12 protein-coding genes, 1 tRNA gene and 3 pseudogenes are annotated in these 12,381 nt (G+C 59.6%); 3 read left to right on the plus strand and 13 right to left on the minus strand.

Features of this window, described 5'->3' with window-relative positions:
* Positions 1–4: 4 nt before the first annotated feature.
* The 5 genes from ACIPZH_RS06310 to ACIPZH_RS06330 form a co-directional block, all read right to left on the minus strand.
* Entirely contained in the window at positions 5–604 is a 600-nt protein-coding gene (locus ACIPZH_RS06310) for a thermostable hemolysin (protein ID WP_241807186.1), read from the minus strand.
* A gap of 16 nt (positions 605–620) precedes the next feature.
* Positions 621–2,102 carry an AMP-binding protein gene (locus ACIPZH_RS06315; RefSeq protein WP_400635571.1) on the minus strand — a complete coding sequence of 494 codons (1,482 nt, stop codon included), beginning with the start codon at positions 2,100–2,102 and terminating at the stop codon, positions 621–623.
* Positions 2,099–3,031, minus strand: coding sequence for a TauD/TfdA family dioxygenase (locus tag ACIPZH_RS06320; RefSeq protein ID WP_400635573.1), 933 nt, complete (start codon positions 3,029–3,031; stop codon positions 2,099–2,101). The genes ACIPZH_RS06315 and ACIPZH_RS06320 overlap by 4 nt, the downstream gene beginning before the upstream one ends.
* A 128-nt stretch (positions 3,032–3,159) precedes the next feature.
* Positions 3,160–4,098, minus strand: a complete 939-nt coding sequence (locus ACIPZH_RS06325; protein ID WP_400625860.1) for a LysR family transcriptional regulator — start codon at positions 4,096–4,098, stop codon at positions 3,160–3,162.
* 25 nt (positions 4,099–4,123) lie between these two features.
* Entirely contained in the window at positions 4,124–4,630 is a 507-nt protein-coding gene (locus tag ACIPZH_RS06330; RefSeq protein WP_241807190.1) for a MarR family winged helix-turn-helix transcriptional regulator, read from the minus strand.
* Positions 4,631–4,755: 125 nt separating this feature from the next.
* On the opposite strand from ACIPZH_RS06330, the gene ACIPZH_RS06335 reads away from it, so the two are divergent.
* Positions 4,756–5,568, plus strand: coding sequence for an alpha/beta fold hydrolase (locus ACIPZH_RS06335; protein ID WP_400635575.1), 813 nt, complete (start codon positions 4,756–4,758; stop codon positions 5,566–5,568).
* A complete protein-coding gene (locus tag ACIPZH_RS06340; protein ID WP_400635577.1) occupies positions 5,561–6,733 on the plus strand; it encodes an MFS transporter in 1,173 nt (390 codons plus the stop codon). Before ACIPZH_RS06335 ends, ACIPZH_RS06340 begins: the two co-directional genes overlap by 8 nt.
* 167 nt (positions 6,734–6,900) lie before the next feature.
* Here ACIPZH_RS06340 and ACIPZH_RS06345 read toward each other — a convergent pair whose 3' ends face one another.
* Both ACIPZH_RS06345 and ACIPZH_RS06350 read right to left on the minus strand, forming a co-directional pair.
* Positions 6,901–7,122 (minus strand): hypothetical protein, encoded by a 222-nt coding sequence (locus ACIPZH_RS06345; protein WP_241807193.1) that lies wholly within the window; start codon positions 7,120–7,122, stop codon positions 6,901–6,903.
* Positions 7,123–8,076: 954 nt separating this feature from the next.
* Positions 8,077–8,655 (minus strand): plasmid pRiA4b ORF-3 family protein, encoded by a 579-nt coding sequence (locus tag ACIPZH_RS06350; protein ID WP_400635580.1) that lies wholly within the window; start codon positions 8,653–8,655, stop codon positions 8,077–8,079.
* Between the two features lie 200 nt (positions 8,656–8,855).
* On the opposite strand from ACIPZH_RS06350, the gene ACIPZH_RS06355 reads away from it, so the two are divergent.
* Positions 8,856–9,305 (plus strand): GNAT family N-acetyltransferase, encoded by a 450-nt coding sequence (locus ACIPZH_RS06355; protein WP_400635582.1) that lies wholly within the window; start codon positions 8,856–8,858, stop codon positions 9,303–9,305.
* 60 nt (positions 9,306–9,365) lie between these two features.
* Here the strand turns inward: ACIPZH_RS06355 and ACIPZH_RS06360 are convergent.
* The 6 genes and pseudogenes from ACIPZH_RS06360 to ACIPZH_RS06385 form a co-directional block, all read right to left on the minus strand.
* A pseudogene (locus tag ACIPZH_RS06360) lies at positions 9,366–9,600 on the minus strand (transposase); the annotation flags it as partial.
* 125 nt (positions 9,601–9,725) lie between these two features.
* Positions 9,726–10,301 (minus strand): annotated as a pseudogene (locus tag ACIPZH_RS06365) (PIN domain-containing protein).
* A complete protein-coding gene (locus tag ACIPZH_RS06370; protein WP_400635584.1) occupies positions 10,301–10,765 on the minus strand; it encodes a helix-turn-helix domain-containing protein in 465 nt (154 codons plus the stop codon). The pseudogene ACIPZH_RS06365 and the gene ACIPZH_RS06370 overlap by 1 nt, the downstream one beginning before the upstream one ends.
* A gap of 385 nt (positions 10,766–11,150) precedes the next feature.
* A pseudogene (locus tag ACIPZH_RS06375) lies at positions 11,151–11,411 on the minus strand (phage integrase central domain-containing protein); the annotation flags it as partial.
* A gap of 202 nt (positions 11,412–11,613) precedes the next feature.
* Positions 11,614–11,689, minus strand: a tRNA-Thr gene (locus tag ACIPZH_RS06380).
* A 70-nt stretch (positions 11,690–11,759) separates the two neighbouring features.
* A complete protein-coding gene (locus ACIPZH_RS06385) occupies positions 11,760–12,170 on the minus strand; it encodes a pilin (RefSeq protein WP_400630255.1) in 411 nt (136 codons plus the stop codon).
* Positions 12,171–12,381: the final 211 nt, after the last annotated feature.

Consider the following 12,381-nt stretch of genomic DNA (forward strand, 5'->3'; position numbering starts at 1 on the left):
CAGGTCAGGCAGATGCCTGATTGGCGAAATGGGGATGGGCGAGGCCGGGTGCAGGTGCACTCATCCAGATGCTGGGCGATGACAAACGCGACACCACCACCCGCGGCCTGTGGTCGTAATAGGAGCCCCAATTGACGCCTGGGTCCCTTACCCGCCCCCTGTCCGCACCGCCCAGGTCGTCGAGGTTGTCGACGATCGGCGCCAGCAACTGGCGCACCTGTTCGGTAGCGGTCAGCACCACCAGGCCGAAGTTGCGCAGCGCCAAGGTCTTGATGACATTGTTGAGCAGGTATTTGCCTGCACCGCTGCCACTGCGAAATGAAGCGAAGGCGCCCACTTCGGCGATACGGGCGCGGTCCAGCCCATAACGCTCATCCAGCCCCTGATCCAGGTAGTACTCACTGAAGAGCTTGCCGGAATCACCGTAACTGATGCCGGCACAGGCATAGCCTGGTGCGCCACCGTTGGGGTCGGTCAGGCATACGAACAGATCGGGCTCAGGTTCTGGCGTTGCCTGGTAGTGCTTGAGGTAGTGCGCCCGCACCGCCTCTTGCAGGCATCGGTAACCGGGCCGGCCTTTATAGAAATTACGCACGATGTACATGCTGGCTCCCTCGTACTCAGGCGTACAGCTGGTCGATGAAGCGGGCTTCGATTTCCGCACGCCGCGGGCGCCCGGTCACGGTGTAGAACTGCTCGCGGAACAGGGCGATATCCTCGATGACGCGCACCTGGCGAACCCGGGCGAAATCGGCAAGGCGATGTTCCAGGCGCGCCATTTCGCTGCGTACGCGCTCCGCACCCGCAGCACTGAGCACGATGGCGCAGGGCTCGTCCCTGCCCTCCCCCATGACGATCATGTCGTCCACCAGCGGGCTCTCCTTGTAGACGTTCTCCACCCATTCCGGCGAGATGTTGCGCGCCGTGGAAAGGATGATCACGTGTTTCTTGCGCCCGGTGATGTAGAGGTAACCGTCGCGAAATTCGGCGATATCACCGGTATGCAAGTAGCCGTCGGACAGGTCGCAGGCGGTATCGTCAGCGTTGTAGTACCCCGCGCACAGGGTGGGCGTGCGCACCAGTAGTTCGCCATCGACCAGCTTGGGTTCGATACCGTCGAGCAGCTTGCCGGCCGAGCCAATGCGCCGCTCGGCGGGCGAGTTCAGCGAGATGATCGATGAGTTCTCGCTCAGGCCATACGCCTCGAACACCTGCACGCCGCGCGCGTCCAGCGCCTCCAGCACTGTGGCCGGAATCTTCGCGCCGCCGGTGATGATGTGCGGCCGTTGCGGGCCGAACAGCTGCTCGACCGTGCAATGCTCAAGCAGCCCATTGGCTTCCTCAAGCAACTTGGGCGGCAGGTACAGGAAGTTGGGCTGGTTGGGTGCGATCAGCTCCAGGTACTGCCGGGCATTGCCGCTCGCCGCGCCATATTCGGTCACGCCCTCGGGCATCAACGTCAGTGAACCGCCCGACAGAATCGGGATGAACACGCCGAGCACCTGCTCGATCAACAAGCTCATCGGCACGATCGAGAAGTAGTGCAGCGGTTGCTGTGGCAGGCGCTTCATGACGTTGTCCACCAGCAGCCCCACGGCCTCGTCGCGAATCATCACCCCCTTGGGTTTGGAGGTGGTGCCGGAGGTATGGATGATCGAAACGATGCCCTCCGGGATCAACTCATCCTCGTTGCGCCACTCCTCGCCGATGGCCTGGTTCATCAGCTGGCCAGGAATGAAGCAGGCCTTGCCCGGCAGGATGCCGTGCAGCCGGCTGGCAGTTCGCTCGTCGCTGACGAACACCGCGGCAGCCTTGCCCAGCAGGCTGCCGATCTGGTCGTCGGAGAACTCGATAGGCACCGGCAACAGCACTGCACCGACTTTCTGAATCGCCAGCAGCGTATAGACCCACTCGTAGCATGAGCGCATGGCGATACCGAAGACCTTGCGTTCACAGCGCCCCACTCGCCCTTCAAGGGCACTGGCCAGGCGCATCACATCGCGTCGCAGTTCGTGCAGCGTATGGGTGCGGCCATTCATTTCACGGATGACGATGCGGTCGGGCGTTGCCGCCAGGTAGTCCTGCATTTTTTTGCTGATCATTGGCTGGTCCCTGCAATGCGGTAGCTCTGAGCGCCGAAAATGCGCCGCGAAGTGTCTTCCAGTCGGCGGCGGCCGTGCATGACGCGAGTGTTGTCGATCACCACGATGTCGCCTTTCTGCCAGAAGTGGCTGTAGGTATTGCGTTCGGTCACTTCCTTGATTTCATCCCAGATGTCCAGGGCGATATCTTCGCCATCAGCCCAGGTAATACGCGGCGGTTCGTAATTGACGCTAGGGCCCAGCATCGAATTGCAGAAGGCCTTGCGCCCGCTGAAGCAACTGGTTTCGACAGCAGAAATAACCAACTCTGACGCAATAAGGTTTTGATCGATGCGCCGGTAAGTTTGCCCCGCTACTTGGTCGTTGACCTGCTGCAGGTGGTCATCCGTAATAGCCTCCAGCGGTAACTGAAGTTCGATGCTGAGGAAGCGTTTGACGTTCTGCCATGGAATACGCCGGGCATAACGAATATCGCGCTGTTCAAATAACTTTCTGGTTTTAGCCGACAAGTCGAACAACACCCGTTGGCCATCGCACAGGGTAGTTTGCGACCCGACCGAAGCCGCTTCCAGGCAATAGAACCACTGCAGATCAGGGTTGAACGGCAGGTTGCCATTCTCGCGGTGCAGGCCCATCTCGTGCACACCCGCTTCGATTTCCGCGGTGTTGGAGGTGGCTGCCTTGCGTGCCGGGTCAAAGGTGACGCGCGACGAGTGTGCGCTGACAAACTCATTGAAGTCTGCAAGGGTATCTGCAAAATCGCGGTAGATGACCGCACCGCTGTGGGCCAGGTCTTCGTAAAGCGTTGCACCCTTGATACCGTCGCTGACCCGCATATCACGGTCAACAGCAACTACACATTCAAAACCGTAACAGGGGGTCGGCTGCCGGTAATAAGGGAACACCCAGGGTTGAACTTGCGCCAACATGACTCATTCCTCCGTGAACTGTGGGGTCAGGTAGACATCCGCTACCCGATGACCACACAGTAAGTGAAATGAGCACGCTGCTGGTTTTAAGAAATCTAAAGGCGTTGCGAAAATTTAAATAGGCCGTGTCACCGTTCCGTCAACAAGGCTTCGGCCACGTGCTCGACCAACGCGCGCAGGCTGGAAATATCCTTGCTGTCACTGCGATCGCGCGCCCAGATCATGTCCAGCGTAAAACTGGGAAAGCCCAGCGGCGGTTGGCAAACTTTTACTTGCGGGGCGATGCGCAGGTGCGGCAACAAGCGCGCCGGCAATGCCAAGGTGCAAGGCACGGCGGCAACGATGTTCACGCAGGCCTGATAGCCGTTGGCGCGCACCAGCACGTTGCGTGAACGGCCGACTTTATCCAACCAGCTGTCGACCATGTTCTTTTCCGAGATCCATGGCGTAGGGAACACATGGGGCGATGCACAGAACTCATCGAGGTTCATGGCCCCCTCGTTGGCCAGCGTGTTCTGGCTGGTCAGGCACACGAAGTCGTCATTGAGCACCGGCTGCCATTGCAACTCGGGGTGCATCTGGTGGTAGCCCGGGCCAAAACCGATGGCGATGTCGATTTCGCCGGATATCAGCCGGTCCACTGGCAAGTCGCGGCTCAGGCGGTCCAGGTGCAGCGAGGTATTGCCGTGGTTGCGGGACAACACCGCCAAGGCCTGGGGCAGGAATGACAACTCGAAATATTCCGGGGCGCAGAGCCTCCAGATCTTGCGCACCGCCTGCGGCGAAACCGTGCTGTCGTCTTCCGCGCAGCGGTTGACCGACTCGACCACCACACGCAGGTAGGGCGCGATTTTCTCGGCCTTGGTGGTGGGCAGCAACACGCCCTGGGAAGAAGAAAACAGCGTGTCATCGAAGCAGCCACGCAGGCGCTTGAGGCAATAACTGACGGTAGGCTGGCTGACGCTCATCAGCTCGGCGGTGCGCTTGGCGCTGCGTAGCTCGAGCAGGTTGAGAAACACCACGATGTCTTGCAGATCCAACTGCTTGAGGTAGTTGCTGTGCAGCATGAAAATTCCTCCTGAATTTTCCGGTTCATTGGCTGGGCGCCCCTTCGCCAGGCAGGCACGCGAGCACCTGCTTCAACAGCTGCGCAAAACCTGCGCGCTGCTTGGCACTCAAAGGGGCCAGCACCAGCTCCTGAATCTCAGTATGTGTAAGCAGAGCCTTCTCGATCAACACCTTACCTGCCGCCGTCAGCGCCACCTGGTAGCTGCGCTTGTCGTGGTCGTCGGCAACGCGCTCGACCATGCCGGCGCTTTCCAGCCGGGCCAGCCGGTTGGTCATCGCCCCGGATGTGATCAACAAAGAGCGGTACAGCTCGGTTGGCGTCAGGCGGTATGGCGCCCCTGCCCTGCGTAGTGTCGCCAGCACATCGAACTCGCCTTCCTTGAAGCCGAACTGTGCCAACGCTTCGGCACGCATGCGCTCCAGGTGCTTCTGGATGCGCGCCATGCGCCCGAAAATCTCCATGGATGTGACGTCCACCGAGGGCATCGCCTGCGCCCACTGCGCGACGACGAAATCCACATGATCGTTCATAGCTGTCCTTCACCGGGCAATTGATCAACTGTTAACCCGTGCAAACTCCTGAACTCCGACGCCTTTAAACTATCTTAACGTTAAGCTATCTTGCTGACGATACGACTGAAGGATCAGGAGAGCACATGGCATTTTTCGTACACGGACCGCATCGGCACTATTACTACGACTCAGGCGCCGGCAGCCCAGTGCTGCTGCTGCACGGCCTGGGCAACAGCGGGCGCGCCTGGGGGCCCCAAGCCAGTGCACTGCTCAGCCTGGGCCACCGCGTTATCGTATCCGACCTGCTGGGCCACGGCGCGTCCAGCGAAGCGCCAGAAGGTATCACGGCCCATGCCCAGGCACTGGAAATGCTGGCCCTGCTCGACCACCTGGGGCTGGAAAGTACCCACCTGGTCGGCCTTTCTCTGGGCGGCATGGTGGCACTGGAAATGGCCTGCCATGCACCTGAGGCCGTACAGCAACTGGTGGTCGCCGGCACATTCGCCAGCATGAACAGCCCGTATCGCCAAGGGCTGCTGAACGAGTGGGCCGCAAACCTTGCGCAGGCGGACGGCTGCCTGAAGCGTTTCAAGGCCACTTGGCCGGTGTTGGTGGGCGCTGATTATGCCGCCTCGGCCGACGGCCAATGCCTCTACCAGGCTTGGCACGCCCAGGCCGCTCAACTGTCAGCGCAAAGCCAGATCCGCTGGTGCAATGGCATGAAGCGTTACGACCTGCGCGATCAATTACCAGCCATTCAAGCAGCGACCCTGGTACTTGCCGCCGAAGGCGACCTGATCAGCCCACGCTCGGAAGCCGAAGACATCACCCAACGCATCGCCCATGCCCGCCAGATCACCCTGCCGGGTGACGGCCACGTGTTCAACATCCCGTACGCCCAGGCCTTCAACCAGGCGCTATGCACCTTCCTGCAGGAGCCACTTCAACATGCGTGATATGCCAAGCAAAGCGTGCATAGGCCTACTGGCCATGCTGATCGGCTTGAACCTACGCCCCATCATGGCGGCCATCGGCCCCTTGCTCGGCACCCTGCAACACGACCTGGGCCTGAGCAACGCCCAAGGCGGCCTGCTGACCACCCTGCCCGTGATGATGATGGGGTTGTTCGCGCTGTCCGGCCCCTGGCTGCTGCGCCTGGTGGGTGAAGTGCGGGGTGTGGCGATGGGTATTACGCTGATCGTCATCAGCTGCGCCGCACGGGCCTATATCACCTCCGCCACGGCGCTGATCGCAACAGCCGCGTTGGGCGGGGTCGGCATTGCAGTCATCCAGGCATTGATGCCCGCGTTCATCAAGCGCAGCCACCCGCAAAGCGCAGGCATGCTGATGGGGCTGTTCACCACCGGCATCATGGGCGGCGCCGCGCTGGCCGCTGCCTTTGCGGCACCGGGTGCCAGCACCTTCGGCTGGCAACTGACGCTGGGGGTTGCGGCTTTGCCGGCGCTGGTCGGCTTGATCGCCTGGTTGCTCGCCGCCGGCAGCGACCCCGGCAGCCACAGCGATGCCACCTTGCCGTACCGCAGCGGGCGGGCCTGGTTGCTGTTGTTGTTCTTCGGCATTGGCACGGGCGCCTACACCCTGGTGCTGGCCTGGCTGCCGCCGTTTTATGTGGAACTGGGCTGGACGGCCACCCAGGCGGGTTACCTGCTTGGCGCCCTCACCGTCACCGAAGTCATCGCCGGCCTGCTGGTTTCAGCCCTCATTCACCGCTACCCAGACCGCAGGCAACCACTGACCGTGGTGATACTGCTATTGCTTGCCGGCCTGGCCTGCCTGATGCTCGCCCCTGTGCAACTGGCCGTGTTGGCCACCCTGTGCCTGGGGCTTGGCATCGGTGCCTTGTTCCCGCTGTCGCTCATCGTCACCCTTGACCACACCCACTCGCCAACCCAAGCGGGCGCCCTGCTGGCGTTCGTGCAGGGCGGCGGCTACCTGATCGCAGCAAGCATGCCACTGGTTGCCGGCATTGTCCGTGACCAGCTCAGTTCGTTGCACTGGGCCTGGGGGATTATGGCCATCGGTGCCGTGTTATTGCTGGGGTTGAGCACGCTGCTGAGGCCCAAGGGCGTGCAGTTGCCGGGGGCGGCCCACAAAGCGTGAGCGGGGTGAGGTTTCAATCGGAGGGGCGGGCTGTGTGAGCGGGCCTCCGGTACAAACCGGAGACCGCGTTCGCGTTGCAAGGCAGGGCTTACAGGCTACAACGACTGATCGGGGGTGCCTGGACTTGCCCTGTTACGGGAGGCACAGACAGCCCTTGATCTGCCCTGCTAGCTGGCTTCGCCTTGCATAAGGCTCACTTTCGAACACTGCTCACTGGCCAGCTGGCTGATGATCCGGATCGCCTGGTGGATACCTGCGGTGTTTCGGAAGCTCAGGTGCGGGTTGTGTTCGCACTCGAGCATCTCGTCATGCTGCACCAGGGCTTCGCCGAGCAGCTCGAGGGTCCAGGCGTAGCTCTGGATTGTGGACAAGCGTTCCTGGTCAGTCATGGGGCACCTGCTTGGGTGTGCTGTGCGGACGTGACGGGTCGTAGATGGGGTAGAAACGGTGGGGTTCGGGAGCCGGCGAAGGGCGACGGCGGCGGAGAACGGATGCGAGGATCCTGGATAGGCTTAGGGTAAGCATGCATGGGACTCCAAGTTTTCAGTTGGAGCTGTCACGATCCTTCCTACGGGATTGGGTGGCAGCTGTGTATGGGGTAGGAATACCGGGAAACTTGGAAACCCGGCCAGGCCGAAGCCTGCCCACACACAGCCGCCATGACACAGCACGGCTGGCACAAAAAAAGCGCCAGCTGCGGTGCAGGGGGCGCCTAGTGCGTGCGCCAAGTTTACCAACGGGTTCCTACGCCCTGTCACGAAATTTTCCGCGACAGGAGAAATTTATCTCCGTAACCATAGAAGGGCAAGGTTGGATACTGTGGGAAAAGTCATCGATTCTCGTAGGAAGCGATCAAAAACTGGCAGTTGCAGTTAAATACGGTTTGTGTGGAAGCTGTATCAAGTTGGCGAACCAATGAGAAGGCACCCGGTAGACCCGAGGATCTCCCACGCACGGCGGCGGTTACACGAGACGCTAGAACACGTCGGTTGGCCGACTGGTGCCCACCACCAGTTGTAGTGATGCGAGGATCCTGGATAGGCTTAGGGTAAGCATGCATGAGGTCCTTTTCGGTTAGAACACCACGCTGACCGTCGCCAAACGGTTAGGGTGGCAGCTGTACGCAGGTTGGCGAACCGAGGAAAAGGAACCCGGCAGACCCGAGGGTCTCCCACGCACAGCCGCCATGACATGAAACGGCGCCCCAAAAAGCAAATGCAGTGGGTCTTCACTGATTGCCGTGGAAGTGGCGAATTTGGGAGTGCGTGCCGAGGCCCTTTGAGGCGCCCCGTAGATATGCGCCGCGCCGGCGATTGCGCGAGAATCCGCACTGCCCGGGACTTTCAGACCCTGATTACCTTCAACCAACTATTAGTAATTTCACAGTCAAAAGCCGCCGGGTCGAAGATATCCCCATGCCATTCCATCATGGCCTCATGATCTGGATGATTGGGGTCTGCCATGGCTTGAAGAAACTCGGCATAACCTGGCGCACCGCCCACATCTTCCGGCGGACAGGCATTGGCACCATCGACGCAATACGGCACCTGCGGACAGGCGATGGCGGGCAGCGTTTTCTCGACTTTGATCCGGTGATCCCAGCCGTCCCCGAAGTCATACACATAGCGGAAACTCTTCTTCCCGCACAGCGCTCTGACCAAAGTTTTGCGGGCTTGCGGCTTTACCGGCGGGCCCCAACCATCGGGGTCGGGTATGCCGTAACTCTCACCGGCAATTTCAAACTCATGCAGATGCCCTCCCTCCCATCCCATCGCGGCCTGGATCACCGAATGCAATCTGCCCAAGGTGATGTTTTCCGGCACCGCCACGCGGCGCCAGATACCTGGCTCGACATATTTCAATTCAATGTGCAGCAACAACAGGTTTGCTGCAGGTTTGAGTGAGCGAACAGCTTTGACCATGAGGGCGGCCACCTCGCAGTGTGGATAGGGTGAAAGAAACGCTCCAAGGGGGCAGTTTATCGAACCGATTGATCGGGTGTGCGGCGATGTGCTTCAAGGTATGGTTAAAAAGGTTTCGCGGCTTGTCAGGGATGGGTGAGCGACTCGGGAGGCTCAGTGTGATGGGCTAAGCTGTGATCCTCTAGGATTGAGGTCTCAGTATGCAATGCCACGTTCGTCCGGCCACCAGCAGAGATGCAGCAGCGATTAGCCGTGTAGTTCTAGCCGCCCTGCGTGAGTCAAATTCCCAAGACTACGCGCCCGATGTGATCGCTCAGGTTGAGCGCAATTTTGCTCCTGAGGTCGTCACCGCGCAACTTGCTACGCGCAGGGTATTCGTAGCCCTGCTGGGCGAAAAAATCATCGGCACTGCTGGGCTCGATGGTGATGTCGTCAGAAGTGTTTTCGTCGATCCAGCTCACCAAAAAGGCGGGATTGGTCGGCATTTGATGGATGTCATTCATGCAACCGCTGCCCACGCCGGCATTGTGGCTGTACGTGTGCCATCGTCGATTACAGCTGAAGGGTTCTATACCGCGTTGGGGTATCAGAAAATCCGCGACGAGTTTCATGGGGCGGAACGCACCATCGTTATGGAAAAACGGCTCTAGGCTCTGTACGCAGAGAGGTGGCAAGCAGCGCGCGCAAGCCAGTGAGACCATGGCGGCGGCAAAGTCACCTTCAAACGGGCGCTCAAGCAAATCGTGAACGCGCTCATTGATCTCCCCAGCCAGCTGAGATACCAGGCTTTGAGGGATGCCGGTCATGCTCATGACCTTGACTAGCCCGCCCACCGAGCGTGTAGAAAAGCCTTGGATGTAGGCCTCTCTGAAGACCCACCGGCATCGTTTTCTCAGCAGTGCGTCGGGGCTCAAGGAAACCAGAAGAATAGCTGCCCTGGCGCAGGCCTTCGACAGACTGGCGACCGGCCTTTCATCGTGTCGCGCAGCCTGCGGCCCTCTGATTGCCACTCCTGAGAGTATAAGATGCGGGGTTCGCATGAGACCGAGTGAATCTCGGCCCAAGCAGGATCAAATCAACAGCTCGTAGCGGGAAAGGTGCTTGACGATTTCTGGGAGACGTTGCTTAAGCAGGGTATCCAGTAGCTCGCGAGGCGTGTACCTAGGATTTTTCAAAGAGGCGCGCTGCTTTTGGACTGCCTCGAGCACGGCTGCTTGGTCTAGGTCCCAGATGTCAGAAAGAAAGACATCGGGATGCAAAGCCTCGATCTCAAAGCGCATCAGGATCTCAGCGGGGAAATCCTTGAGATTGTATGTGACGATGACCGATGCACCGCATTTGATTGCAGCGGCCAAGACGTGCCGATCATCTTCGTCAGGAAGGTCAAGCCCTTGTATCAACGGCTCGTAGTCGTTCACAAGACAATCAGGTACTGCCCGGTTCATGGCTTCAACAGTACGATCAAGCTGAGCTTTTGTCAGGTCAGCACGATTTTTCAGCACATTTCGCGTCCACTCATCATGGATCTGCCCGGAGCAGCGCGCACGCTACGCGCCGGTCAAGGCCAGGTGCATCAGCAAATCACCCAGAGGTGCTGGATACAGCACACAGGCGTCATAGATAACAGTGAACGGTGAATGCCTCATTAATAGCCCATATTAAGCGCTTGGGCTTGTGCAGCCAGTTCTTCCATGGCGGCTTGGCTCGCTCTGTCACGGTCGGCTTTGTAGGCCATGATATCGGTGAACTTGATGCGACGGTGGCTGCCGGTTTTTGTGTGTGGAATCTGACCCTCGTCCAGCAGCTTGACAAGATGCGGACGCGAGACGTTGAGCATGTCGGCGCCTTCTTGAGTAGTCAGTTCTGCGTGGATCGGCACCACCTTCACGGTGTTGCCTAAGGCCAGTTCGTTAAGTATGTCCCCGAGCAGTCTAAGAGCGAACGTTGGTAGCTCAACGGCTTGGCGTTGCTGGGCTTCATCAACCAGTTCAATACGCTGAGTATCCAGCTTCGTCGAAACGAAAGCAGCAATCTGGCGGCTTGATTCAATAGCCGCGGCGATCGCTTTCTCATCTGGAAGGATGCTTCGAGCGAGATCGGCGGTGGTCATGATGTATCTCCACAAGCGATTTGAAATTCCTGGCGTCACATACGGCAGGTAGAGATTTTATAATCGCAATAAACGAAAATTGCAACAAACGAAATAAACGAAACGCAGCGATGTGCTGGCCTAAGCATAGCCGTGAGCTAGTGACCGGTCGCCCACAGCCCCTCGGCCGGTACTCCCGCTGAGACTGAAAAGCAAGTGCCCGCTCCGAAGCGGTCTCCAAGAAATAAAGGGATACACAGATCCTGGGCGCCCCACTAGGCCAAGGCGCTACTCGATGACCATCGTCGGACTTGCTCAAGGGCTACACGATGGGACCATGCTTACCGCACTGCGGTATGACGACCTCCGCCGACCCGAAAGGAAGCTGCTCTACTGCAGATCAGCGCTAGTCAGGAGCGTGGCGGTTTTCACCATCTGCGCATCCGAGAGGGAGGGAGGGGGCTGAACGACCTGCCCTTGCACCAGGTCGCGGCACGGTCGAACTGTGTCGAAACGTAGGCGTCTGACGTGCTCCACCGATATCAGAGATAGGGTTGTACTCAGCACGGCCAGTGGCGATCGCGAGACGATAGACCTCTTGGCAGCGTTGCCTGACCTTGCGCAGCTTCTCCAGAGCACCCCGCGACTCGATGCGACGAAAAACCTGTAGCCACTGCGGTGTCGGTCAGGGGAGCAGTAGTACGACCATAACGCTAAACCGCCTTATCGAACCGACTTTATCCAAAACGTTACCCCTAAATCGGCTGGCAGCTGTCGGATTCCCACGGAACGCCATAACGAAAAAACCCGCCAGAAGGCGGGTTTTACGAGGTTTCAGAGATTTTGGTAGCCTTCGCTGGAACCTGAAGTGGTGCCGGAGACAGGAATCGAACCTGCGACCTTCGCGTTACGAGTGCGCTGCTCTACCGACTGAGCTACACCGGCGTGTAGCGCAACGTACCACTGCCGCAGCCGTTACGCAAACGCCTGTTTCGCCTGGCTTATTCCCCTACCCTCAGGCCCCTTTGCAGCCACTGGGCGCCAGGTCTTCCTCGATGTTGGTGGTGCAGCGCCAGCCGGTAGCCGAACGCGTCAGGGTGAGGGCTTTGCCCACCACGTTGGCCGGGGCATCCACCAGAGTGCAGACGATGCTCGCGCTGCCGTCGGCAGCTTTGCCGGCGGCGGTGATCGCGCAATGGGCAGTGGCGGGCTGGCCGCCCAGTGCGGCTGCATCGGCCACATCCTTTCCTTCATTCAAGCGCAGGTCCATCGCTGCCTTCAGCGCGCTGATCTCCAGCAAACCGGCAGCCGCTTTGGTGCGTGACTGGTGGTTGGTGTACATCGGGATGGCGATGGTCGCCAGGATGCCGATGATCGCGACGACGATCATCAGTTCGATCAGGGTGATACCGCGTTGCCCTTTCATGAACGGATTCCTTTTTGATACGCGTGTTCGTTGAGGTCAGGCTCGACCCGGCTGGCAGCGGCGCAGTAGGCCTGAACAGACACCTTTTGTCACCCCTGCCTGCCGGGGCGTCACCTTCGCTGAACTACTCTAGTGAGCATCGCCAATGCGCGCCCCTTCATGGACACGGCAAGCTGTTTCCAGGCTTGTCGCTCGGGCAGAAAAGGACCTT

It is taken from the genome of Pseudomonas sp. NPDC089758 (assembly GCF_044748705.1).
GTDB lineage: Bacteria > Pseudomonadota > Gammaproteobacteria > Pseudomonadales > Pseudomonadaceae > Aquipseudomonas > Aquipseudomonas putida_X.

Bases quoted from the DNA above. Each gene is read 5' to 3' on its own strand.
- ACIPZH_RS06310 (WP_241807186.1), bottom strand. From the start codon at position 604: ATGTACATCGTGCGTAATTTCTATAAAGGCCGGCCCGGTTACCGATGC.
- ACIPZH_RS06315 (WP_400635571.1), bottom strand. From the start codon at position 2,102: ATGATCAGCAAAAAAATGCAGGACTACCTGGCGGCAACGCCCGACCGC.
- ACIPZH_RS06320 (WP_400635573.1), bottom strand. From the start codon at position 3,031: ATGTTGGCGCAAGTTCAACCCTGGGTGTTCCCTTATTACCGGCAGCCG.
- ACIPZH_RS06325 (WP_400625860.1), bottom strand. From the start codon at position 4,098: ATGCTGCACAGCAACTACCTCAAGCAGTTGGATCTGCAAGACATCGTG.
- ACIPZH_RS06330 (WP_241807190.1), bottom strand. From the start codon at position 4,630: ATGAACGATCATGTGGATTTCGTCGTCGCGCAGTGGGCGCAGGCGATG.
- ACIPZH_RS06335 (WP_400635575.1), top strand. From the start codon at position 4,756: ATGGCATTTTTCGTACACGGACCGCATCGGCACTATTACTACGACTCA.
- ACIPZH_RS06340 (WP_400635577.1), top strand. From the start codon at position 5,561: ATGCGTGATATGCCAAGCAAAGCGTGCATAGGCCTACTGGCCATGCTG.
- ACIPZH_RS06345 (WP_241807193.1), bottom strand. From the start codon at position 7,122: ATGACTGACCAGGAACGCTTGTCCACAATCCAGAGCTACGCCTGGACC.
- ACIPZH_RS06350 (WP_400635580.1), bottom strand. From the start codon at position 8,655: ATGGTCAAAGCTGTTCGCTCACTCAAACCTGCAGCAAACCTGTTGTTG.
- ACIPZH_RS06355 (WP_400635582.1), top strand. From the start codon at position 8,856: ATGCAATGCCACGTTCGTCCGGCCACCAGCAGAGATGCAGCAGCGATT.
- ACIPZH_RS06370 (WP_400635584.1), bottom strand. From the start codon at position 10,765: ATGACCACCGCCGATCTCGCTCGAAGCATCCTTCCAGATGAGAAAGCG.
- ACIPZH_RS06385 (WP_400630255.1), bottom strand. From the start codon at position 12,170: ATGAAAGGGCAACGCGGTATCACCCTGATCGAACTGATGATCGTCGTC.